The sequence below is a fragment of the Chryseobacterium indoltheticum genome (genome assembly GCF_003815915.1).
GTDB lineage: Bacteria > Bacteroidota > Bacteroidia > Flavobacteriales > Weeksellaceae > Chryseobacterium > Chryseobacterium indoltheticum.
The window spans coordinates 3123931-3148297 of the sequence record NZ_CP033929.1 but is presented as its reverse complement, the minus strand read 5'-3'; the positions used below and the strand labels follow the sequence as shown (position 1 = coordinate 3148297).

General features: G+C 35.3%; 14 protein-coding genes. 11 read left to right on the top strand and 3 right to left on the bottom strand.

Features of this window, described 5'->3' with window-relative positions:
* Nucleotides 1–159: 159 nt before the first annotated feature.
* The 3 genes from EG358_RS19850 to EG358_RS14665 all read right to left on the bottom strand — a co-directional run bounded on the left by EG358_RS19850 (nt 160) and on the right by EG358_RS14665 (nt 1934).
* Nucleotides 160–474, bottom strand: a complete 315-nt coding sequence (locus tag EG358_RS19850) for a hypothetical protein (protein ID WP_228421311.1) — start codon at nt 472–474, stop codon at nt 160–162.
* Nucleotides 471–698 carry a hypothetical protein gene (locus tag EG358_RS19845; protein ID WP_228421313.1) on the bottom strand — a complete coding sequence of 76 codons (228 nt, stop codon included), beginning with the start codon at nt 696–698 and terminating at the stop codon, nt 471–473. The genes EG358_RS19850 and EG358_RS19845 overlap by 4 nt, the downstream gene beginning before the upstream one ends.
* Before the next feature lie 108 nt (nt 699–806).
* Nucleotides 807–1934 (bottom strand): helix-turn-helix domain-containing protein, encoded by a 1128-nt coding sequence (locus tag EG358_RS14665; RefSeq protein ID WP_076559443.1) that lies wholly within the window; start codon nt 1932–1934, stop codon nt 807–809.
* Between the two features lie 295 nt (nt 1935–2229).
* Here EG358_RS14665 and EG358_RS14660 point away from each other — a divergent pair, with 295 nt between their 5' ends.
* The 11 genes from EG358_RS14660 to EG358_RS14610 all read left to right on the top strand — a co-directional run bounded on the left by EG358_RS14660 (nt 2230) and on the right by EG358_RS14610 (nt 24356).
* Entirely contained in the window at nt 2230–6933 is a 4704-nt protein-coding gene (locus tag EG358_RS14660; RefSeq protein WP_076559445.1) for a hypothetical protein, read from the top strand.
* 63 nt (nt 6934–6996) lie between these two features.
* Nucleotides 6997–11703: a fibronectin type III domain-containing protein gene (locus EG358_RS14655; protein ID WP_076559447.1), complete on the top strand. Its 4707-nt coding sequence runs from the start codon at nt 6997–6999 to the stop codon at nt 11701–11703.
* A gap of 2 nt (nt 11704–11705) precedes the next feature.
* On the top strand, nt 11706–12263 hold the full coding sequence (locus EG358_RS14650; RefSeq protein WP_076559449.1) for a hypothetical protein: 558 nt from the start codon (nt 11706–11708) through the stop codon (nt 12261–12263).
* A 150-nt stretch (nt 12264–12413) separates the two neighbouring features.
* The gene (locus EG358_RS14645) at nt 12414–12980 is read left to right on the top strand and encodes a hypothetical protein (RefSeq protein WP_123890121.1); all 567 of its coding nucleotides are present in this window, start codon (nt 12414–12416) and stop codon (nt 12978–12980) included.
* Nucleotides 12981–13574 carry a hypothetical protein gene (locus EG358_RS14640; protein ID WP_076559454.1) on the top strand — a complete coding sequence of 198 codons (594 nt, stop codon included), beginning with the start codon at nt 12981–12983 and terminating at the stop codon, nt 13572–13574.
* An 86-nt stretch (nt 13575–13660) separates the two neighbouring features.
* The gene (locus EG358_RS14635; RefSeq protein ID WP_076559455.1) at nt 13661–14071 is read left to right on the top strand and encodes a hypothetical protein; all 411 of its coding nucleotides are present in this window, start codon (nt 13661–13663) and stop codon (nt 14069–14071) included.
* A 244-nt stretch (nt 14072–14315) separates the two neighbouring features.
* A complete protein-coding gene (locus EG358_RS14630) occupies nt 14316–15788 on the top strand; it encodes a hypothetical protein (protein ID WP_076559457.1) in 1473 nt (490 codons plus the stop codon).
* Nucleotides 15789–15887: 99 nt separating this feature from the next.
* Nucleotides 15888–17957 carry a fibronectin type III domain-containing protein gene (locus EG358_RS14625; protein ID WP_076559459.1) on the top strand — a complete coding sequence of 690 codons (2070 nt, stop codon included), beginning with the start codon at nt 15888–15890 and terminating at the stop codon, nt 17955–17957.
* A gap of 13 nt (nt 17958–17970) precedes the next feature.
* A complete protein-coding gene (locus EG358_RS14620) occupies nt 17971–21198 on the top strand; it encodes a T9SS type A sorting domain-containing protein (protein WP_076559461.1) in 3228 nt (1075 codons plus the stop codon).
* Nucleotides 21199–21232: 34 nt separating this feature from the next.
* Entirely contained in the window at nt 21233–22594 is a 1362-nt protein-coding gene (locus EG358_RS14615) for a PKD domain-containing protein (protein WP_076559463.1), read from the top strand.
* Between the two features lie 7 nt (nt 22595–22601).
* Nucleotides 22602–24356: a TonB-dependent receptor gene (locus EG358_RS14610; RefSeq protein ID WP_076559465.1), complete on the top strand. Its 1755-nt coding sequence runs from the start codon at nt 22602–22604 to the stop codon at nt 24354–24356.
* Nucleotides 24357–24367: the final 11 nt, after the last annotated feature.

Here is a 24367-nt window from a genome sequence, read left to right as displayed (position 1 = left end):
TCCAACAAATTAAAAGTTTAGTAAATATTTAACTAAAATAAAGCCCACAGTAAGAGGAAAGAAACCTTTTCACTGTGGGTTTTTGTTGTAATACAATGAGGAATAGCGCTATTTCTACAAACAAAATCTTACTCTGTTTGGTATTTAGATCAATTGATATTAAAATCGGTAGCCAATACTCAATCCAAGTTTTAAAACCTGATTGTGATCTGTTTTATCTGCATTGAAGATTAGTCTTCCGTAGCCGACATTGGCTTCAAAAACAAATCCTTTTTGGGTAACCACTTTCCATCCAAAACCGGCGCCTAGTGCAAGATCGTAAACATCTTTGCCTTCAGTGAAGGTCACATTGTCTGCTGCGTATACTTTTGTTCCGTCAATGGAAGTGAACATTCCAAATCCTTCGACAAAAAAACCTGAAGCATATTTTTTTCCGAAATAGTATCTGTAATATGGGGAGACGAAGTAATTCATATCGTTTTCTTTTGTATGATCATATACAAATAATGCAGAGATTCCACCGATGACTTTTTGTTGAGGTACCGTTCAAAACCAACTTCCACAGCGCCGGATAATGGCGTGATAAGATTCAGCTTAATTTCATTGTTTTTCTGATAAGGGTTTGCATCAGTTTCATTTTGGGCATTCACAGAGCAGAAAGCAAACAAAATGATGAACAGTAAAAAGTTCTTTTTCATAAAAAAGTTAATTTGAATTATTTAAGTGCAAAACTCAAATAAATCAAATTAGAAAGGGTTTCAAAAGCTTAAAAATGGATAAAATGGTACTTATTTGTTGCTGTTTTTTTATGCATTGGGTGTCTTACCGGTTACTTTTTTAAAGGCATTGTAAAAAGTTGTTTTTGAGGTAAAACCAGATTCTAGGCCCATTGTGAGCAAAGTATAATGTGCATATTCCGGATCCGACATCATTTCCTTAACAGCTTCCACACGATATTGATTGATATAATGCGCAAAATTGTCTCCTGTTACCGTATTTACAATTTGTGAAACATATCCTGCGCTTATGCCTAATTTTTCAGCTACTTTTTCTCTGTTTAATGTACTGTCGGTATAAATGTGCTGATCTTTACAAAGAAATTCTAATTTTTGAAAATAAAGGTTATCTGCTGTGATAGATTCCTTATGTTCATGTGGTGTGTCATTACCATTTTTTTGTACAGTTTGCAGATTAGGATACAAAATAGCTGAATCTTGATTTAGAAAATTGTAGATGGCCTCTTTGTTTTTTGCTAGTTTATATTTGTAAATGCCGATATATGCTGTCCAATGAATAATAAATGTTGCAAATAAAGCCACAGCACTCATTGTAGAAGAAATATCATAGTTAAGAAGTAATCCGGCTAGGGCGGTAATGAGCCAGGCAAATAATAATAAAGAAACAATTGTTAATAAGGTAAATATCCATTTTTTTTCCTGAGAATCTTTGAGATGTCTTATCATAAAATAAGAGTAAAGCGGCAGGAACGGAATGAATGTAACGGCTAAAACAAGATGAAACAACCCAAGTGCATTAATTATAGCGAGACCTGCATCTGGGAAATTATAAATCCCGGCAATATGATCAAGATCGTTTATAATATTAAGGATAGCGGAATAGACAAATGGAATAAAACACCAGTAATCTTTTAGTTTGCTTTTTCCGGTATGATCTGTTTTGTTTTTAATAAAGAGGAATAGGAAAGCTGGTATCAGAAATACCCATTCGATGTTGTCTACAAAACGCAGAAGAGGATAAGAAGTAAATACCTGCTGAATCTCAAAAACATGAGTCAGTAATTTAATTGAAAGCGTAAACAGTAAGTAGGCTAAATATTTGTTTGAATGACTAGTGAACAGGGAGGACTTCAAAATCACTAATCCCAATACTATTCCCTGGAAAATAGCAATATTTAAAAGCGTTGTATAAATCAATTTTGGATAAGAGTTATTTCAAAGACTTGCCTCGGCATATCATGGTAATTATTCTTTAAATATAGCTCTTTCAGGCGAATTGATAAAGATGAATTTATTTTAAGACTTTGGACTCATCATTTCAGCTATTAAGATTTTTTAGTGAGTAGAGTTTTCGATGTATAGATTTAATAATTTCATTAATTTAATAGAATAATAAATGTAAGTGCAAAGTATTCACACAAAGCTTTGTAGATTTTTATCGATACTGAATTTTAATTCTGTTTATTGCTTACCTTTGTGAAAACTCAGATTGATGACAAAAATATATTTTATATTTATTGCCGTATCATGTATTTTTTTTAATACTGTTAAGGGCAATAATTCTTATACCAGAGGAGATTCTCTCCAACTCAATACTAATTCTTTAAGCAATATTAAAAATAATAAGCACTTATCCATTGAAAAAATAGATAAGTTTTCGACGTACTTTAATAATGACCCGGAAACTGACAGAGAAATCGGTAAAGCAATGGGAGCATTTAATGAACTGGAAAGCAGTGGTAATTTTACAAATACAATTAATCCCAATGAGCTAACAGAATTTCCGATAGGTCTTAAAGAGAATATATCAAATGTTGAATATGGAATTGTTGTTACCAAAGCTAAATTTACTCCTGAGTATGCTTTAATTAATGTTTATGCAAGAGTTGTAACGCCACAAGCCGGCGCAGAAGGAGGTAAACGAACTTTATATTTTGGTGCAGAAGGTGTCATGCTTTCTTATAAAGGAAAGATAATAGGTGACGCAAAGCTTTCATTGCTTGGCAACATTCATATCCCGTTTAATCAAGACCAATGGATGCTCACTTTGGAAGGAGGAGTGATGAACAAATACAGCGGAGAAAGTGTTGATGTAAATACCTATGTCATAATTGATTGTGACGGGATCAAAGAACTTGCTCTCAAGGGAAACGTTCAGATTTCCAGAAACGTCCTCGTTCCCCTGGATAGCAATGGTGCGGTACTTCCCGAAGTAGGAAATGACGGCTACACCAATCGTGTACAAGGTGATTTTGCCTTAAAAGCCAGTGACTGGAATGATTTGCTGGTCAATGTAAGCATCACACCATTTGCTATAACATCGCAGATCAAAAATCAGGATAAAGGCTTTTTCTCTTTCTATGTCAATAATGCCGTCTTGGATCTAAGTGATTTGAGAACAGATCCTAATGTTCTCTTTCCACAATATTATGCCACTCACGGATACTTGATTGGGGGAACAGACTCATGGCGGGGTCTTTACGTAGAATCTTTATATGTAGGTCTTCCACAGGAGTTTAAAACAGAAGATCATATTGATAGAAGAGTGTCCTTTCAGGCGCAAAATCTGTTAATAGACTCTTATGGAGTTTCAGGCAACTTCTCAGCAAATAATTTATTTCCTTTAGAAAAAGGGATTACAAGTGAACAAAATTCATGGAGATATTCTCTTGATCAGATTGGGGTAGATCTAGCTGCCTCAAAAATTGTTGGGGCAAATCTTAAAGGGAAAATACAGTTACCAGTCCAGAAACAGAATAATGCTAATCAGAATGAGAATTTACCTGATCGCCTAGGTTATCAGGGGGTAATTACCGAAGAGGAGTATATGATCACAGTGGCTACTTTAGATCATATCAATTTTGATATCTGGAGCGCAAAAGCAACAATTGCTCCCGGTTCTTACTTAGAATTAAAGGTTAAAAACAGAGAATTTTTACCAAAAGCCGTGCTTACAGGAACCTTGGCAATCGGAGCTAATGGAAAATCTACTGAAAACAACAACGATCCCAATGCAAAGAAAGACGCAGATTTTAAAGGAATTAAATTCCAGGAACTGACGCTTCAAACCCGAGCACCTTACATCACTGCACAATATTTTGGAGTGCAGGGAGAGCAAAAATTAGTAGGTTTTCCTGCAAGCATCAAAAACATATTTGTAGAAGCGGATAATGGCTATGCCAATCTGGGATTTGAGATAACTGTAGGGTTACAGGAAGAACGTTTTTCAGCGTCGGGAGGTATGAAAATCAGTGGTCTCATCATCAATGAAAACAATCGCCAGAGATGGAGATATGATGGGTTTAATTTAACCAAACTAGGTTTAAAAAATGTAGACATAGGCGTAGCAATCGTTTCGGGAGAGTTCCAGATTATGCGTAATGATCCTTTATACGGAGACGGCTTTACGGCACATTTGAATGCAAAGTTGAAAGAACTGAATATTGAAGTGAATGTAAATGCCGCGTATGGATTCAGTACTTTCCGATATTGGGGATTTGAAGGTTCAGTAGACGGGCTTAAAATTCAAGCATCCGTATTAACGATTACAGGATTTACTGGAGGAGCATTTTACAGAATGGTTCCCAATAGAGATATGTCAGCAGATCCTGCATATAGAGATAAAGCTTTGGTTTTAACTCCGGACAATACGGTTGGCTTGGCATTGAGAGCCGGAATTTATGGATCTATTGCCAGCAAAAATGCAGTAAGTATTATGGCGGGCTTTAATATGTCAACCAATCCAAACGGAGGTTTAGCCAATGTTGGATTTATTGGAGAGGCTCTGGTTATGGCCGATTTATCTAAGCTTATTCCCGGAGATCCTTTAGCAGGCGTTAAAGACAAGTTTAAAGAAATGGTAGGAAAGTCGGAGTTTTTAAATAAGTTAAAAGATGATGAGATCGTCAATTCTTTCCTTGATACAAAAGCTGTTGACGAGCAATATCCGGTAACCAAAGATGTGAAAGGTGCTATTTATGCCAAGCTGGCAATGAATTATGACTTCAACAACAGTGTTTTTCATGCCAATTTAGATGTTTTTGTAAATATTGCCAATGGAATAATTTCCGGTATCGGGCCGAATGGCCGAGCTGGCTGGGCAGTCGTACATATTGCACCCAATGAGTGGTACATGCATATCGGGACACCAACGGATATGATTGGTTTAAAAGTTGGCTTTGGAAGTTTTTCATTACAATCCGGAAGTTATTTTATGGTAGGAAATCGTATTCCGGGAAGTCCGCCACCACCACCTGAAGTTGCCGATATTTTAGGATTAAAGCTGGATGATATTGATTATATGAGCAGCCTTAATGCTTTAGGAGATGGTAAAGGATTTGCGTTCGGAACACATCTTAAATTTGATACCGGAGATATGACAGCTTTGTTTCTGTATGCAAGATTTCAGGCAGGTTTAGGAACAGACATTATGTTGAAAGATTATGGCGAGGCAAAATGTTCAAACCGGGGTGGTGACCAAATCGGAATCAACGGATGGTATGCAAACGGACAGGCTTACGTTTATCTTCAGGGAGAACTTGGGATTAAAATAAAATTGTGGTTCATTAAGAAAAGAATTCCAATTATTAAAGCGGGTGTCGCTTCATTACTTCAGGCAAAAGGTCCGAATCCTTATTGGGTAAGAGGATATCTTGGTGGATACTACAATTTACTCGGAGGGATGATTAAAGGAAGGTTCAGATTCAAAATGGAATTTGGAGAAGAATGCGTATTAGAAAATGCTTCTGTTTTAGGAGGAATGAAGATTATAACAGACCTTACTCCAAAAAATGATGATACTGACGTGGATGTATTTGCAATCCCACAGGCCACATTTGCAATGAGAGTGAATGAGCCTATTGTTATTCCTGAAGACGATGGTGATCACACGTATAAAATTGTTGTCGAAAAAATGACCATTGTTGACGATCAGGGCAAGGAAATAAAAGGAGTCATAGAATATGCAAATTCAAAAGACGTTGCCAATTTTGTTTCAGATGACATTCTTCCGCCGAGTAAAACTCTGAAAGCAATTATGCAGGTAAGCTTTATGGAAAAAAAGAATGGGATGTATGAAGTGGTCATGGTAGACGGCCAAAAAGCGATTGAAGTAGAAGAACGCACCTTTACTACAGGTACTGCTCCTAATGTAATTCCTTTGTCTAATATTAAATATGCTTATCCTGTGGCCGAACAAGAAAATTACTATACGCAGGAAAGCAATAAAGGATATATAAAACTAAAAAGAGGACAAGATTATTTATTTGATGATCCAAACTGGACGACAAAAATTGTCTTTGCAGCAGACTCTCCGGCAGAAAGTAACTTCTCATATAATGGCAACGACAACATCGTGAATTTCACTGTTCCAAATCTAAGCAAGCAGAAAGATTATACGTTGGCATTAATTGCTAAAAATAAAAATGGTGCCGGTAACTCTTCCGGTAATCAAACGGAAGAACAAACCGTAAAAACAGAAGAAAATGAAGACGACTCAGCTGTTTCTGTAACCACAGAAGTGAAGAAAGCTCAAAACCTTTCTAAAAATGGTGAGATCGACAGGCTTTCGTTTGTTTTCAGAACAAGTAAGTATAATACAATGTCTGATAAATTATCTGCGCTGAACTTTAATTCGTTATGGATAAAACTACACTCAGATGTCGTAACGCTTCAGAACAATATGAATGCCGATGAATATTTTGATGTAACCGAACTTACAGGTTCTAAATATACTGACAACAAGCCTCTTATCAATCTCATGGCTTTGATGGATGATTCTTTCGCTGCTAAGTTCAAAGGTCTCTTTTATGACGCATATCCTGTTGACCAATTGACATTAGACAGAGCAGAAAGTGAAGAAGACTTTGCAGGAATTCCTCCTGTTAAAGCATTCCCGGTATTCACATCCTACTTACAATATTTAGGTAGTGACAAAGGAAATACATTTCTTAAGCAGACCTTCCCCTACAAATATGATTTGTTCAGTTTCTATAAATCAGACTGGTACGTATTAGTTTCAAAATCTGCCTCAAAATATGTTGGCATACCTTTAAATGCAAGACCGCAGGCTATTAACAATTTGCTTCGATCTACTTACGGTATAATCCCAACCTTGAAATACAGAGTAAAAGCGAAATACATTTTACCGGGAGATAAAGCAGGCTCTGAAAAACAAATCGATTACGAATTTAAGTAAACGATAATTTCAGAGTAAAAGAGCAAATTTAGAGCAGATCAAAAAATAACACAAAACAGAGTGATGAACCATTCCTACAACGATAAAAGAAAATATAAACCGTACTTCAGACCGAAATTTAAAAGTTTCGGAATGAAAATGTGGGCATTGACAATGCTTGTGCTATTGGGCTTTCAGTCTATCGCTGTAAAATCGCAGCAGTATCCTGTAAAGTTGGTTCCTGTGGTGCTCCCGCCGTATAGCATGCGATTGGGAGATTATGCTACTTCCACCGATAACAAATTACAACTGCAGGTATTGATGACCGACTTGATGGAGCCGCAACATCAAACCGGCATCAAATTTACCTTAGAAGCCGGATTGAGTGCCGTTCCTTTTGCAAAGAGCAATGATTTTATTGTCGGAATGAATACTTTTATGCTCTATCCGGGCAGTAATGTTACGCTGACCAATGTAGATTTAAGAGCTCTATTTGAATTACAGAATTTAGGAGGAATCAGTGCGGTACAATATGGTCAACCTTTATCTGACGGGGTGTATCAATTTTGCTTTCAGGCGTATGATTTTTATACTAAAAATAATCTGTCATCCAAAACCTGTGCAACGGTATTTCTTACGCAGTACGACCCGCCGATGCTTAATCTTCCGCAAAATGCCGAAAAAATACAGGCAATGTCCCCGTATGCAGGAGGAAGCGGAATCGTATTTCAATGGATGCCGAGACAGATCGCTCCCAACACAAAATACATTTTTACACTTAAAGAACTGTGGGATTTAGGACAATCGCCGATTTCAGGATTTTTGTCTTCTCCGCCACTTTGGCAGGAAGAAACCTATGCACCCACATTGTATTACAGTTTGGATAAAACGCAGCTCATTCCCGGTAAAAGATATGCTTGGCAGGTGCAGGCCAAAAGCGGAAACCCCGTTTTGGGAGCCAACCCTACAGAAGATAATGGTATTTATAAAAACAACGGACTTTCTGAAATTTACTATTTTGATTATGTAGAAAACTGTACTGTTCCTACACTTTTGATGACAAAAAATGTAGGCAGAGGAAGAGTGGAAATTAGTTGGAGTCTCGGAGGCAAACCTGCCGGTTTATACAATGTACAATACCGTAAAAAAGACAGCAATACGGACTGGGTTACTCAGCAAAGTTACCAGTCTCCTGCAATTCTCAACGGCTTGGAAGACCTTACGGAATACGAGTACCGTGTAGGTTCTCTTTGTGGGAATATGAACGGAAATACTTCCGGCAATGCCTATTCTTACAGCGCAATACAATATTTTACTACCAATGCCAATGATGTAGATAATAACTACCAATGCGGGATAATGCCTTCAGTTGATATTGCCAATAAAAACTCTCTGCAGACTATGTTGGGTGTCAACGAAGTATTTACTGCGGGAGATTTCCCTGTTACGGTACTTTCTGCAGAAGGCAACAATGGTATTTATACAGGAACGGGATATATTATTGTGCCATATTTGGCTGATACTAGGGTAAAAGTGATTTTCAATAATATTATGCTTAATACCGACAAGAAATTAATTGAAGGTGTTATTGAGACTACATACGACCCAAATGAAAGCGCAATACATTATGCTTCTGCAGGAATAGGAGAAACATTTGGTGATGCTGGCGTAAAAGACGTTTTCATTACTTTCCCAATTGGTAATATTACTTATTCTGCAACACCTCCTCCTGGAAAAATTACCATTACAGGAAGTGATGGAGGCGGTGGAACCGGAAGCACAACCGAATATCCGGGAGGTAAAGACTACACCTTCACAGACTCTAAGGGGGAGATTTGGACAGTGGATGAAAATGGAATTGTAACTAAAGGCGGAACCGTAGCAAAAGGTGGGGCCTCAACCTCTACCAATACAGATGGGGTAACGGGAAGCGGAAAAAATGCTACAGTAAATCAATATACGGCGAAAGGCGTTAAGATAGAATGGAAAGAGAATGTTGCTGGACATTTTGCCTACGATACGGAAGAGAAAAACAAACTGCCAAAAGATAAATATCCGTCGGTAAAAGACTCGGAAAACAATACTGTTTCCGTTCCTTACAAAGCAACGGTTAATAAAAAGACTGAACTCTTTGACGCCAAAGTAAGTATTACCGATCCTTTATTGAAAGATGCGACAATCATCTTCAAAACATTGAGCATCGGTAAAGCGATTGAAGCTACAGAAATCAGTAAAACAGATACGGAAAGAAACTATCAACTGAAATTGATTGGCTCATTTGATTACGCTGAAGAAGAAGTGATTGCGGTATTGATGCCGAAAGACAGCATTTCAAAACAGAAGGTAATCAGCAGTTTCAGATTGGTACACCTAAGCCCGAAAACGGTAAATGTAAGTTTAGTTCCATTGGATGCAAATTCACAATCTAAATTACAATCTCAAGGCGATCAGCTGAACCAGATCTACAATAGGATAGGGGTTACTTTCAATATTAAAAAAGAGCCTGTTTTAGATATCGGCGGTATTGTAAGCGAAGATACCATCAATAGTGAAGATTCTGACCTAATGATTACCTACAGTCCTCAGCAGCAGCAGATCAACGCAATGTTCAAAACGACTTATGACAGGTATGTTCTTTTCGTTACCAACAAAAAATCTTCGACAGGACAAAAAGGATATATGCGCCTAAACGGTCAGTTTGGGTACGTGTACAACAATGCACAAGACAAAACAGGAGCTCACGAACTGGGACATGGTGTGTTTAAACTGGAACATCCTTGGAAAGCTTACGGAACTACGCAAAGTGCAACTCCTCTATTGATGGATTACAGCAATGGCGAAGAGCTTTCTCATTTGGACTGGAAACAGATCAATGATCCGAAGCTTAAATTGTATGCGTTTCAAGGGCAGAGTAGTGGAGAAGATAGAAATGGAGACGGTATAGATTTACTTGGAAATATAATTGTTAAAGTTAAGCAGGATGCTACTGATTTATTAAAGCATTTAATTGTCGGACAATTAGATCAGAATAAACCTTATGTAAGATCTGGATATGACGTTTATGACATCTCAAATGGAACTGTAAAAGAAGATACAAGAATTTCTTATACAGCTATTGCAAGAAACGGAGCTGTAGTTTACGAAACGGAAAGTGGAGCTAAATTCCCATACAGTATAGAATTAAGTACTAAAGGAAGCGCAGTGGTAAAGGCGCTTGATCAATCCACAAGCTGTTCATTCAAATATCAGACTATTATCTGGGAAAAACCATCCAATAAAACTACTGCGGAAATATTAACACTTATTGCTGCAAAACTGGATCAATCTAAATGGAAATATCAGGAACTGTTTAATAAAACATGTAATGATGACATTGACCAGTTTTACAAAAATACAATCGGCAATGGTGGTCTGGAATGTCTTAAAAGATCTGCAGTACGTGCTAAAGATATTATTAAAATTAACCCGACACCTTTAGGTTTTGGTCTTGCACTGTACACGGGGGGACTAGAATATGGTATCTGCATGACAGAGGAAGATAAGCTGAATGCTAATGATGCCTACATTACTAAATTCTCATATGGTTTTGTAAATGAACTTTTCCATACCATAGATATAGAAGCTATGGCAAGTGGACTCACGAAAATTGCTGTAGAGAAACTGGTAAAAGACATCAAATGTATTACAGATAAACGTGGAACAACCTTGATGGTTACAGGACCGAACCAAAGTCAGCTGGAATACATGTATGAATGTATGGGTATTGTGAGTCCTGCCGAAGTTACCAAGTATAATAAATTAATTAATGCTGCATGGGAATGGGCAAAGAAAAACTATTCAAACCCATACGTACAAGGAAAGGCTACTTTCTTTATAGCGAGTATTGTAATTCCTGTGGTGGGAGAAGCAAAACTTCTGAGAACAGAGAAATTATTGGCGACAGTAGAAAAAACAGAACCTTATTATGACGATTTTGTAAAATTATCTAATGATCTGAAAGGTAAAAATGTTGATGAGGCTGTTGATATCCTGAAAGGCAATAAATCTGCATTAGTAGAATCGCTTGCTTTAGAACTTAAAAACACTTACGATGAGCTTATAACTGCTGGTTTAAAAGCAAGTGAAGAAAGCGCAGTTATCAACTTCCATGATGAGGCAGGAACTTTAATAGCTGAAATTAAAAATAATAAATTTGTAACTAAAAAATGGGTTACTGCTTATAAAAATGATCTTATAAAACATACTGATGCTGGATATAAACTTATAAGGAATAAGGAAGGAATTTTAGGCTTTGATATTGGCTTCAAAGATGGTAGGGTACTAACAGCTGAAGAGTTTAATGAGTATTATATTGCAATAGGAAGAAATGATCCTTATCGTCAAGGAACACCTATTATTGAAAGATCTTTACAAAAAGGAGATAAGGTATATGTTGTAGAAAATTTAATTAATGGTAAAACGGGTAAGGTAGAACCTAATCCAGGAGGTTGGGGATCAAAGAATGCTATTACAACTGAAAAAGAATTGAGAGAATACCTTGCTGTTTTAGAGGATTGGAAAAAAGCACAAGGAATTGATGATGCTTTAGTACTAAGAGAGTATACTGTTACAAATCCTTTACAGGTACGTGATGGTGTAGTTGGTCCACAGATGGATAAATTTCCTGATGGCTCATATAAAGTATATTACGGAGGTGAACATCAATATGAGTTTATACAATACCTTGGAGACGCAAATTGGAAAAACTTCTTACAACCTAAAACAGAACAAGGTGTAATTTTAAAAAAATAAATATGAATTTTAGAGTTTTTAATAAAGAAGGAGCTGTAATACCCTTAAATTTAGATTTAAATGCAGATTATTGGGCACTTGGAGATAAAGATGCAGCATTTAATTTCATGTGTAATCCATCAAAAAATGGAATAATGTGGGATCATAATGATGAAGAAATTATTTTAGAGGACGAGAATGCCGATCTTAAGGGTTATCCTACAGCAAATTTAAAAAATGTTGTAGTAATTTATTTAGGTATTAATGGAAAACATAAACCACCGCATAATTGTGTAATTTATAATTTAGATGGAAGTATTCATAAAATACTTGAAATACCATCTTTAAAATCTCCACTAGCTATAAAAAGAATGGAATTTTTAAAAGAAGAAAATCCTCCTCTTGATACAGCCCTTTATGAAGGTGCTTTATGTTTCTCAGGTTTTAGTGTTATTAAATTAAATACTGGTGAAATTGTGAACTCAATTGCTATAGACTATGATAGAGAATTATGGGAAACTAGAATTTTAAATCCAGAAACAGGAGAAATTGGGGATTTGATTTATTATGGTAAAAATTAATACTTTACGAACCTGAAAACTTTTTAAAACAAATCCTATATATAAAGGTGGGGAACATCAATTTGAGTTTATTGAAAACTTGAGAGGAGATGAATGGAAAAAATTTTTAAAAGTCAAAGATGAAGAAGGAGAACTGTTAAAATAAAACCAATGTTATCAAAAATTATAAAATTTAATCAACATGGAATGATAATTCCCATTTCAATCGGTTATGAAAAAAGTGAATTTGATCTAGTTTCGAAGCAAGAAAAATTAGATTATGTAAATTCCTATTCTAAAGAAAGTTTTAGTTGGGAATATAATGGTGAAAAAATTATTATTTCGGATGAAAAAGTTTCGGTTTATGGATACCCCACTGTAGACAATAAATATATTATTATTTATAAAGGTATAGATGGACAATTTAAACCACCAAATAATGCAGTGATTTATAATCTTGATGGAAGTATCCATATGATATTAGAAATACCACAATTGATTTCTGAAAGAGCAAAAAAATATTTGGAGAAAGAGAAATTGGGTAACCCACCATTGGAGTTGGTTAAATACGAATCTGGATTAAATTTTTTAAGCTTTGGGTGGAGAAAGAATGAAAATGGAGAACACTTTAATTATATTTCTATACAATATGATCTAGATTATGGAGAAGGAAGAGAGTTAAATACGGAAACAGGGGAGATTGGTAGATTAATAGATGACTGGTATAATTATTACTAAATGATACAAATTTTTGAAGTTACAAGCGCATCAGGTGCAATTTTACCTGTTAAATTAGAGTTTCCATTAAATCCATTTGAAAATGTGGATCATGAAAATTATCAATTATATTTTGATTCATCATTACAAGGAATATCATGGAAAAATGAGGAAAATCAGAGGGGTATAATTAACGATGAAAATGTTGATGTAATAGGATTTCCTACAATAGATTTGAAATATATCGTGGCAATATACAAAGGTATTAATGGTGCATTTTTGATACCAAATAATGCTGTTATTTACAATTTAGATGGAACAATACATAAGGTACTGAAAATAACTGAATTAATTTCAGAAAGATCTAAGAAGTATTTAGAAAAAGAAAATCTTGAAAATCCCCCATTAAGTTTGGCAAAATACCCACAAGGTTTAGCCTTTAGCAATTTTGGTTGGAGAAAAGATATAAATGGAAATTTAATTAATTCAATTTCAATAGATTTTGATAGAGATTATGGTGAAAAAAGAGAACTTAATCCTGAAACAGGAGAAATTGGAAAAGTATTAGATGATTGGCAAATTAAAGATAGATTTTTTATAAAAAGTAATATTTAACTCTATTAAGGATTCCATCGTATACAAGAAGAAATTCTTAAAAGTCAAAGATGAAAAAGGAGGGTTAATGTTAAAAAATAATTATTATGAAAATAGATAAATTGATAGATAATAAATCTCAAGTTTTATATGATGGGTTTTGTGCGGAGCTTAACCAAGAGTTTAATATAATTATTGGAGAAGAGAATATAGCTTTTAAAATTTCTGATCTAATCAATAACAGTTTTAAAAATATTAAAGACTTTTTAAGTAAAAATGATCTAGAAATAATTTTGGAAAAAGGTGAGATAAAAAATAATGTTCCAGAATATATTAAAAGATTAATTTCTGAAAATGAATATACTGATTTAATAAAAAATGCAAATTATTATAAATCTGAAAGTCATTTAGCTTTAAATTATTTCGTAAAAAATGATTTACTATTATTATTTACTTATGGTGAAAAGCAACCCTCACGTTGGATTTTGATACTAGAGAATGTTTGGAAAATTAAATAACAAATATCTATTCTGAAAGATTGAAAAAAGAAGACATTCGGGAAGGTTTGGTTACAAGAGAATATACTGTAATAAAGCGACTTCCAGTAAGAGACGGAAACGTATACGAATTTGGCGGGAGGTGATACTGAAGCAAAATCCAGATTCAGTGTTTTTATGAATTTTTGGAGCTTTCAAATAAGAAAGAAATACAATTAAAGCATAATGTATAGAAAAAATAATTAATATTTAAACACAACAAAAGATGAAAATTAAATTAATACTCGTTGCGACAATGTTCGCGGGCATTTCCGTATTCTCTCAGGAAGTAAAAGTAAAAAAAGGAGAAATCCAGATTGACGGAAAATCAGTTGCCAAAATCGACAGAGAGAAATATATTTACACGATCAGCGATTTGTCGGGTAAAGCTTTATTTACTGCCACAATTACCAATAAAACTCCATTAAATAATGATGCTTCCAAAAGCTGGCTACAGCTTACCGGAACCAATGGTGTCGTACGAGAGCTGGAGCTAATTGACAAAACCAGTTTCTCACTTGGATTAGAAAAGCCAATCACAGAAAATCTTACAAAGAGTACAGATCCTCTTTTACCTGCTTCCGGAATTGACGAAGCAAAGATAAACAGCTTTTTCCAAACCGAAGACAAAAGTATTTCCAAAGCAGAAGATGCCGCAATAGAGGAAACTAAAGAGATTATCCGGGCAGAAGATGCCCTAGCTGCTGAAAACAAAATATTGATCGACCGTGTCGGCATCATCAGTGCAAACAATGAGAAAATCGGGTATATTGTACGAAAAGTAACAGGAAAAGATGGGATCCAGACATATCTTTCTTATACAGTTTTAGATATCAACAAAATTCCGATTGCAAAAATAGATTTTTCAAACTATGACGGTGCCAACGCAAAATATGGTTTAATAGTAAAAACGTATGACGGAAAATCTTTCCCAATAAAAATGGCAAATTATACTTCCGAAAGGTTAGAAGAAGATAAGCTTGCACCAAGAGTCATTAAAAAACTGTATGCCAATGGTTACACTTTGGGAGATATGAAATCGATAACAGAGATTGCATATCAGGAAAACGCAGATGCCGCCAACCAGCAAAATAAAGAAATGGAAGACCATGCTAAAGCAAATTCAAAAAACATTTATGATACCGCAGGTTATGTTATTGACAAAAATGGAAACAAAAAAGAAGGAACCATTACAATGGAATTCGAGTCGATTTCTGAAAAAATTGGAAAAGAGAAAAATATTTCTGACGTTACCAGCTACGGAACTTTTGTTCTTTTAACAACAAACGGAAAAACTGAAACCCATAAAGCTAAAGACGGCGTAAAATTCTGTGTCGTGGAAAGATGCTTTGTAGGTGCAGACGGCTTGGAAGACGGCGGAACCGGAAATAGTAGTGGTTCGCAATTAAGTGTATTAGGAGAAAGCCTTTTCTTTGAAATTTTGGCAGAAAATGAAGGAAATTATGTCCTCAATTATGTCAAAAACCCTCAATATTTATATTTGAAACTGGCTAACCAGTCGAAAGCAATTTATCTGGGAAACAAGGCAGGTTTCGGAACAAAAAAGCCTGAAAAAATAAAGAAGATATTTGACGAGTATATGAAATGTCCAACGTTGGATTTTTCTAAATACGATACCACAACGAAAGAAGGATTGGTACAGGTTCTCGCTGATTATTCTGCACAACGTAAAAAATAAATCCTATTAACTATTCATCTCTTCCTGTCAATAAAAGATGGGAAGATTTATCCATTATATTTTATGAATAAAAAATACCTATTGAGCTTTTGCTTTCTTATGATTTCAGTTTTTGTTTTTTCGCAAGAAAAGCAGGACAAGGTCATTATCCCACATATCCGTTTGAAAGTAGATAACAAAAAAAACCATATTTCGCTACGATGGGCTGTTGATGAACCGATATCTTGGCAAAAAGCGAACAAAACAGGTTTTGTTTTAAAAAGATATACACTTTCAAGAGACGGAAAGTTGCTCGATAAACCCGAGGAAAAAGATTTGGGCATTTTCAAACCCGCTTCTGAGGCAGAATGGAAAAAGATTGTTGAGAAAAATGATAATGCCGCTACTGTGGCACAATCACTTTTCGGAGACACTTTTGAAGTTGAAATGGGAGAAAAACAGGGCAAACTTGAAGGTGTAGTCAACAAATCTCAGGAAGTAGAGCAGCGTTTTTCCTATGCATTAATGGCTGCCGATTTAGATTTTGAAGTCGCTAAACTTGCTGGTTGGGCCTATAAAGATGTCAATATAAAATCTAATGAAAGATATCTCTATTCAGTAAGTATTAATCAAAACAATAGTTCGGGAGTTTCAGCTTTGGTTGTAAAAGGTGATGCTGTAGCAGAGGTTTCCAGTAATTCAGATTTGCCAAAGCCTGTTGATTTCATTGGGATTTTTAAAGATCAGACAGTTACAATTTCGTGGGAATATTTACAGTTGAGAGATACCTACACTTCATACTATGTCGAAAAATCTGAGAATGGAAGTGCTTTTAAATCTTTGGGTGACCTTCCGGTAATGAATATGAATGATACCGACGGTAGACAGGCACAGGGAATGACATTTGTAGACTCGTTGGCTCAAAACAATTCAAAATTCAGCTACAGAATCAGAGGAAAAACCATTTTTGGAGATTATGGTCCTTATTCTGACGCTATTTCAGGAAAAGGAAAGAAAAGTCTTGAAATTACTCCTAGAATTTCAAATTTTAAGATTTCCGAAGACGAACAAATCGCCATAAATTGGGAGTTTCCTAATGAGGTCGAAAAAGATATTATTGCTTTTGAGCTTCTTCACTCTGAAACAGATCTGGAGAATACCTACAAAGTTGTTAAAAATAAAATCCCTGTTATTGACAGAGCATTGGTGACCAAAAGTTTGGCTTCATCTAATTATTATAAAATTCAGGCAATAGGAAAGAACAAAGATAAAAGAGAATCTTTTGCAGTTCTAGTTCAGCCCAATGATATAACACCTCCCGAAACTCCTCTAGAATTGAAAGGAAAAATAGATTCTTTAGGGATTGTTCATCTGCAATGGAAAGCCAATAGCGAGAAAGATTTGGAGGGCTATCATATTTTCAGAGGAATACAAAAAGGAGATGAGATGGTGCGCATTACTCCGCAAGCCATTTCTAAAAATATATATAAAGACAACGTCGTTTTAGAAAATCTGAATTCTACAGTGTATTATTATGTAACGGCAACAGATATCAGAAAAAACCAATCTAAACCATCTATCATTTTAGAATTAGAAAAGCCCGATAAAGTAAAACCTCAGGCTCCGGTTTTTACAGAATATAAATTGGAAGAAGATGGTAAAATTACTTTAAGCTGGCTGAGAAGCTACAGTGATGATGTTGCACTGCATCAATTATATCGTCAGGATAAAGACGGAGCAGATAAAAGCTGGAAAATGATCTATGAAGCCAAAGATATTCAGCCAAATTTCATTTATACCGATAAAAATGTAGAGGCTGATAAACGATATGCTTACTATTTGTTGGCGATTGATAAAAACAAATTGAAATCTGATAAATCTCCTGAAATTACACTAAGGAGCAACAGCTTTGAAGCACAATCTGTTTTGACCAATTTATCGGGTTCTGCAAATAGGGACAAAAAGCAGATCGAATTGATTTGGAAAATAGATAAGAAAGACGTAGGTGAAATTTTGGTATACCGACAGAAAGGAATAGAAAAACCTACTCATTGGGGAACATTGAGTGGAGCTCAAAATTTCCTGGAAGATAAAGCGGTTCAAACAGGGAATGTTTACACCTATCTTTTGAAACCAATGTTAAAAAATAATCATGTTTCAAAAACGGAAAAAATTACCATAGAATTTTAAAAACACAAATACGATGAAAAAAATATTATTTTTATTACTACTAATAAAGGCTGCTTTTCTTTGGGGGCAAGGCGGTCAGGCGGAGTATAAATTTGAATTGTATAATTTGAGATTTGAGATTAGAGAACCCGTTAAAAATAACACAAGTTCAAATGTAACTCTTACTCTTAAATATGAAGATAATTCAGAAGAGCAAATTTATTATAGAAGCATTTCAGAAGAAGATCATGACGAATGGGACTGGAATTTAAACCCACCATTAATTAGGTCTAAACGTCCTGTTTCTATACGTGTTTCGGGGTTTGTAAACTTTAGATCAGGTACTGATGCAAGCTATGATATTACAAATAGTTTGACAATATGTCCGCTGCAGAATTTTTCAGTGGCAAGTAATTCTTCCAGAATGTCTGAGATAACTTTTAAAACAAGAGTTACACCGGTTCATTCTTTAGTCTCTTTAACAGATACAGGAAGCACAAATACATTTTTACCCAGTGACGATAAAATACATTTTTATGCAAGACAAGGTTTTGCAGCAAATCTATATGGCTATCAATATAGCGTTGACAATGTAAATTGGGTAGACATTAATTCCTCTCTTTCTATACTTAATAAACTTAGTATTTCCGCAAAAGACCTTTTCGGATCCAATTACAGCCAATATATAGGACAAAATATTTACTTTAGAGTAGCATCTTGTTTATCTAGCGGAGTATATCAAGCGGTTTCTCCACCTGTAATTTTAACATTGGTAAAATCAGCACCTCACATTCTCACAAGCTCAGTAACCCCTACAAAATGTTTCGATACCATAGATGGTACTGCAACACTTAATTTTGACAGAACTTTACTTGCAGGAGAAACCCTTAAAATCTCTTTAGTAAATACAGTAACCGGAGCAGCAGTATTTAATCAGGATATTACTAACGATTTACAGACCATTGCCTCATATACTTTACAAAATCTTCCTCCGGGGACTTATAAACTAGATATATTAGGAACTTATAATGGTAATGCAACCTATACCGACAGCCCCACTCATACCATCAATTTTGAGATTACAAAACCGACCCCAGTTACTTTTGATATGACTTCCAAAACAGACGTATATTGTTTTCAAGGAAATGACGGTATCATCAACATTACTGTAGGAGGTGGACAAAACCAATATCAATATATCGTAACCAAAAACGGACAACCTTTTTTGGATTGGACTAATTTTACAAGCGGACAGACTGCTGCTATTCAAAATTTGAGTGCCGGGATCTATAAAATACAAGTGAGAGATTCTAACATGTGTATTGCAAAAGATCCTTCTAATTCGAGTGTTGAAAAAGAAATTACGATCACTATTACCCAACCTTCTGAGGCTATTGCTCTTCCAGCTGCTGATATCGAAATTGCACAACCATCAGGATACGGATTGGGCAACGGGTATATTTCTGTACGGGTAACAGGTGGAACGCCTAATACAAACGGAAGTTATAACTTTGAATGGAGAAAAGATACACCAAACGGAGCTGTTATTTCTACAGGAATTACGACAGATGCCGTCAATAATCCTTACACAATAAAACTTGCTAATCTTCCTGCGGGAAATTATTACCTGACCGTAAAAGATAAAAATTATGCGGATGCAAGCACCCAGTTAGGAAATTGTGGGATTATTTCTCAGGAATTTATAGTAGAGCAGCCTCAACCTTTAGTTGTAACTATAGAAGTTGAAAGACAGATTTCATGTAATATTTCCAATGATTACCCCAATAAATTGGATTTAGATAATAACGGAATTCCTGATGAAGCTGAAGATGGTAACCTGAAAGCTGTAGTTACCGGAGGAGTAGGAGCATACGAATACCAATGGCAAGTTTTAGCTGGAGGAACTTTCCAAGATATTCCGGGAGCAACGCAAGCAATTTTATCTAATCGCTCTGTAGGAAATTACAAAGTACTGATAAACGATATCAATAGCAATATGACAAATGCAGAATTTACATTTGCGTTTCCTCCACAATTGTCTATCACCTTATCGGCAAATACAATATCATGTTATAATCAAAATACGGGTATGGTTTCCGTAGATGCTACAGGAGGAACCGGAATGCTTTCTTATCAATGGAATACTTCTCATACCACCCCAACGGTTACAGGATTGCCCGGAGGGAATTACTTTGTATTGGTTACAGATTCTAAAAATTGTAAAGTGAAGGGTAATGTGCAGATTATTCAGCCGGATCAGGTTATCATTACTGATATGTCTGTGCAAAATCCTATTTGCTTTGGAGCAAGCAACGGAGAAATTAAAACCAATATTACAGGAGGCGAAGCACCATATTCTATACTTTGGTCTAATGGAGCGACCACAGCAGATAATATCGGAATTCCAGCAGGAAATTATATGATGACTGTTACTGATGCGAATGGATGTATTTCAACTAAACAATATATTCTGATTGATCCTTTGCAACTTACGGTGGATTTAGGAGCAGATGTAACTTTATGTTCTGGCGATACACAAGTTTATACTGTAGCAGTAAATGACCCTTCTGCTACTTATCTCTGGGAAGATCAAAATGGAAATATAATTGGTAATTCATCAACAATTACTTTGTCTGCAGCAGGAACTTATACTGTAACTATAACAGATTCTAAAGGCTGTATAGCTACCGATAGTGTGAAAATAAAGAATTCATGTGAAGTATTGAATCCTCAGTTTTTACTGGCTACCCACGCTTATTCCGAAGCCAGTGTGGTTTTAGTGAATACTTCTCCAACTCAGCCGCAAGCAGTTGAATGGATAGTTCCGACAAATAATAATATCCAGGTCATTCAGAAGACAAATAATCTATTAGAGCTCAAGTTCTCCGTTCCTGGTACTTATGAAATAGGATTGAAGGGAATTCAGGGAGAATGTGTAAAAACGTTCTATAAAAAAGTGATCGTTGAAGAAAATACGTCGGGAGTTACCCTCAATCCAACAAAAGCCTCTAATATAACAGAATTTACAATTCTCCCCAACCCGAATAATGGAGTATTCAAAATTTTAGTAGGTCTTGGAACAGAAAATTCGATTAAAATCCGAATAATGGATATGGTTTCTCATGAAGTTTTTCCGGCAGTGATGCAACCTAAAGCAGCGTACTTCGTTGTACCATTTAATACTTCTCTGCCTGCAGGAACATATCTGGTAATTTTAGAGACGGGTAATGAAGTGCTGGTAAAAAGAATGCTGGTACAATAAAAACAATTGGTGACTAAAAATAAAAACACAATCAATGAATTTTCACAAATATTTAAAAAGAATGTATTCTGCAGTTCTTTTAGTAATCCTCGCAATCACTTTCAATGCATGTGCTGTAGAAGAAGAAATTCAGATAAAAGCTGATTTCACAATAAAAGTGAGTAACGATGACTATTCGGTGCCTGTAAAAGTAGAAATTATTAACAAATCTACCGGAGCAGATACCTACGAATGGTCATTTGAAGGAGCAACAGTAACGAGTTCTACAGAAAAAAATCCTCAGCCGATTATATATGCCGAGGCAGGAGTTTATAAGATAAAACTAAAAGCTTCTAACAAAGATGGCAATGAAGACGAGAAAATTGTAGAAATAAAAGCTGATGCCTCAATGAAAGTAGATTTTGAATGGCAGATGCAGGGAAGTGATATTTCTCCGGTAACCTTACAGATGGTAGACAAATCTTTGGGAGCCACGCAATACCTATGGGAATTTGCAGGAGGAATCCCGGCTACTTCTAATGCTCAAAATCCAACAGTGGTATTTACAACGCCAGGAGATCATATTATCAAACTGACCATATCCAACGTATTGGAAACCTATTCTACTCAAAAAACGGTTACCATACAACCGGAAATGACTATTGATTTTAACTGGAGCGTAGATCCTATTGATAATGATTACGAAGCACCGTTATTATTACATCTTAATAATTTATCGACCAATGCTTTTTCGTACGAATGGGAAATAACTGGAGCAACCCCTTCTATATCTGCAACGACTAATCCTGATGTCAATTTCAGCAGCGCAGGAACTTATACCATTATTTTGAAAGCGACAAACGATAAAGAAACCAAAATACTTCAAAAGCAGATCACCATACAGCAAAATACCAATTTGCTTTCTTTTAGTAATGTGAAATTGGGAATAAATAACGCTCATTCTACGATTGGGTGCTTCTTTTCTTCTTATATAGGAGCGGTTATTAGACAGGGAGATGTTACACCTGCAAATGGTTCTAAAATCGATTTTGGATTTTTTGGACTTAATTCATCATTTGCCTATAACCAATTTGTATCTCCGGATGAGGTTCAGAATACTGCTTTTTCTTCAATCCCGAATGCGACTCACAGTAAGATCATTAATTCACAAGAGTTAGTAGGTAATCAACTTTCCATTTCAGGTTTTAATGCTATTAATGCAGGAAGTGATTTTAATTCTATTAATGTAACGGAAAGCAATGCCGGAAAGACGCCATTCAATAATATTACTGTTCCCAGAATAGTATTATTTAAAACAGAAGATGGCAGAAAGGGGGCAATAAATATTACAGACTTTGTATCAGCCGGAACAAGCTCCTATATAATGGTAGATATTAAAGTTCAAAAACAACCATAATACTTTTATGATGAAGATTTATACTAGAAATATTGTACTGGTATTGTTGGTTTCGGCTTCAGCATTATATAAAGCTCAGGAAGTTGACCTAGAAAACTTAGGTAAGAAAACAAAAGAAGAACTCAAAAAAAATCCTTTTAAAATAAGTGGAGGGATTTCAGCAAATTCTGTTTTTTATAGCTCCAATGTATACAGAGGAAGAGAGCCATTTACCTATTTTCTTAACGGAAATCTGAATCTTGGTTTATATAAATGGTCGATGCCCATCTCATATAGCCTTACCAATCAGGGCAGTCAATTGGGATATCAGGTACCGTTTAAATTTAATCGTATAAGCATTGCTCCAAAATATAAGTGGGTAAAAGCTTATATGGGAGATGCTAATATGACATTTTCACCTTATACATTCAACGGATTACTGTTTACAGGAGGAGGGCTAGAACTCACACCCAAAATACCATTAAAAGTAGCTCTGATGACAGGACGCCTCAACAAAGCAGTAGAAGATGATGGAAACCCAAATACAATCCCTGCCTATAAAAGAATGGGATATGGAGCTCATTTGAAATGGGAAAAAGACAAGTATAAATTGGGGTTAATTGGGTTTTATGCAAAAGATAATGTCGGTTCTCTGAAGAATGCGCTTGATGATAAAGGAGTTTTACCACAGGAAAACCTGGTGCTTTCAATGGCTGGAAATTTTAAACTCGATAAAAATATAGAGGTCTATGGAGAATATGCCAACACCGCTGTAATCAACGATCTAAGAGCGACAGAAAACGGAGCGGTAAAGAAAGGTATTTCTTCTAAATTTCTTTCACCAAATTCTTCAATGGAAAACTATTCTGCCTTCAATACAGGGATAGACCTTAAGTTGAAGAAAGGAATGATTGGTATTAAATATGAAAAAATAGATCCCGGATACAAAACGTTGGGAGCGTACTATTTTAATAATGATCTTGAAAATATTACGCTTAATTCTTCTTTTACAATGTTGAAAGATAAATTATCACTTTCAACAAATATCGGAAGACAACGGGATAATCTTGACAATAAAAAGGCCAAGCAAACCAGCCGTTGGGTAGGCGCAGTGAATGCTAATCTTAAAGCTTCAGATAAATTGATGATTACTGCAAGTTATTCCAATTTCACCATGTTTACAAGCAGGCAGTTGAATCAGTTTAACACCATAAATGATAATCCATTAATCATACAGCAGCCAAAAGATTCTATTGATTATAAACAGATTTCACAGAATACGAATATCAATATAAATTATATCCTTTCCAGCACAAAAGAAAAGGTACAGAATATCAATTTTAATTACTCTTTGAATGATATGGCCAACAGGGAAAACGGAATTGTGAGAAGAGGCGGTTTATCAAGATTCCATAATGCCAATTTAAATTATAATTTAGGCTTACCCGATAAGAAAATGAACATTGCGGCTTCTTTCAATTTTACACATACCTTTGCAGCATCACAAGTTTCAAAAATTTGGGGACCAGGCGTTAATATTACCAAATCTTTCTTAAAAGAGGAAAAATTAAAAGCCAGTGTTGGAGTGTCATACAACCACTCGGCGAGTACTACTGCTAATATTAATGTGATGAACTTTAGATTGGGAGCCATTTACATGCCTTGGAAAAAGCATAATTTCAATCTGAATTTTATTCAAATGTTTAGAAATACAGATCAGGCTATTGAAAATCCAAAGCTTAATGAAATGACCTGTACAGTGGGTTATAATTACAGTTTGTAGAATTTTATTTT

What these genes read in the sequence shown, in the direction of transcription:
- EG358_RS14660 (WP_076559445.1), top strand. Translation starts at nt 2,230, where the DNA reads ATGACAAAAATATATTTTATATTTATTGCCGTATCATGTATTTTTTTT.
- EG358_RS19850 (WP_228421311.1), bottom strand. Translation starts at nt 474, where the DNA reads ATGAATTACTTCGTCTCCCCATATTACAGATACTATTTCGGAAAAAAA.
- EG358_RS14610 (WP_076559465.1), top strand. Translation starts at nt 22,602, where the DNA reads ATGATGAAGATTTATACTAGAAATATTGTACTGGTATTGTTGGTTTCG.
- EG358_RS14640 (WP_076559454.1), top strand. Translation starts at nt 12,981, where the DNA reads ATGATACAAATTTTTGAAGTTACAAGCGCATCAGGTGCAATTTTACCT.
- EG358_RS14615 (WP_076559463.1), top strand. Translation starts at nt 21,233, where the DNA reads ATGAATTTTCACAAATATTTAAAAAGAATGTATTCTGCAGTTCTTTTA.
- EG358_RS14650 (WP_076559449.1), top strand. Translation starts at nt 11,706, where the DNA reads ATGAATTTTAGAGTTTTTAATAAAGAAGGAGCTGTAATACCCTTAAAT.
- EG358_RS14645 (WP_123890121.1), top strand. Translation starts at nt 12,414, where the DNA reads ATGTTATCAAAAATTATAAAATTTAATCAACATGGAATGATAATTCCC.
- EG358_RS19845 (WP_228421313.1), bottom strand. Translation starts at nt 698, where the DNA reads ATGAAAAAGAACTTTTTACTGTTCATCATTTTGTTTGCTTTCTGCTCT.
- EG358_RS14625 (WP_076559459.1), top strand. Translation starts at nt 15,888, where the DNA reads ATGATTTCAGTTTTTGTTTTTTCGCAAGAAAAGCAGGACAAGGTCATT.
- EG358_RS14630 (WP_076559457.1), top strand. Translation starts at nt 14,316, where the DNA reads ATGAAAATTAAATTAATACTCGTTGCGACAATGTTCGCGGGCATTTCC.
- EG358_RS14635 (WP_076559455.1), top strand. Translation starts at nt 13,661, where the DNA reads ATGAAAATAGATAAATTGATAGATAATAAATCTCAAGTTTTATATGAT.
- EG358_RS14655 (WP_076559447.1), top strand. Translation starts at nt 6,997, where the DNA reads ATGAACCATTCCTACAACGATAAAAGAAAATATAAACCGTACTTCAGA.
- EG358_RS14620 (WP_076559461.1), top strand. Translation starts at nt 17,971, where the DNA reads ATGAAAAAAATATTATTTTTATTACTACTAATAAAGGCTGCTTTTCTT.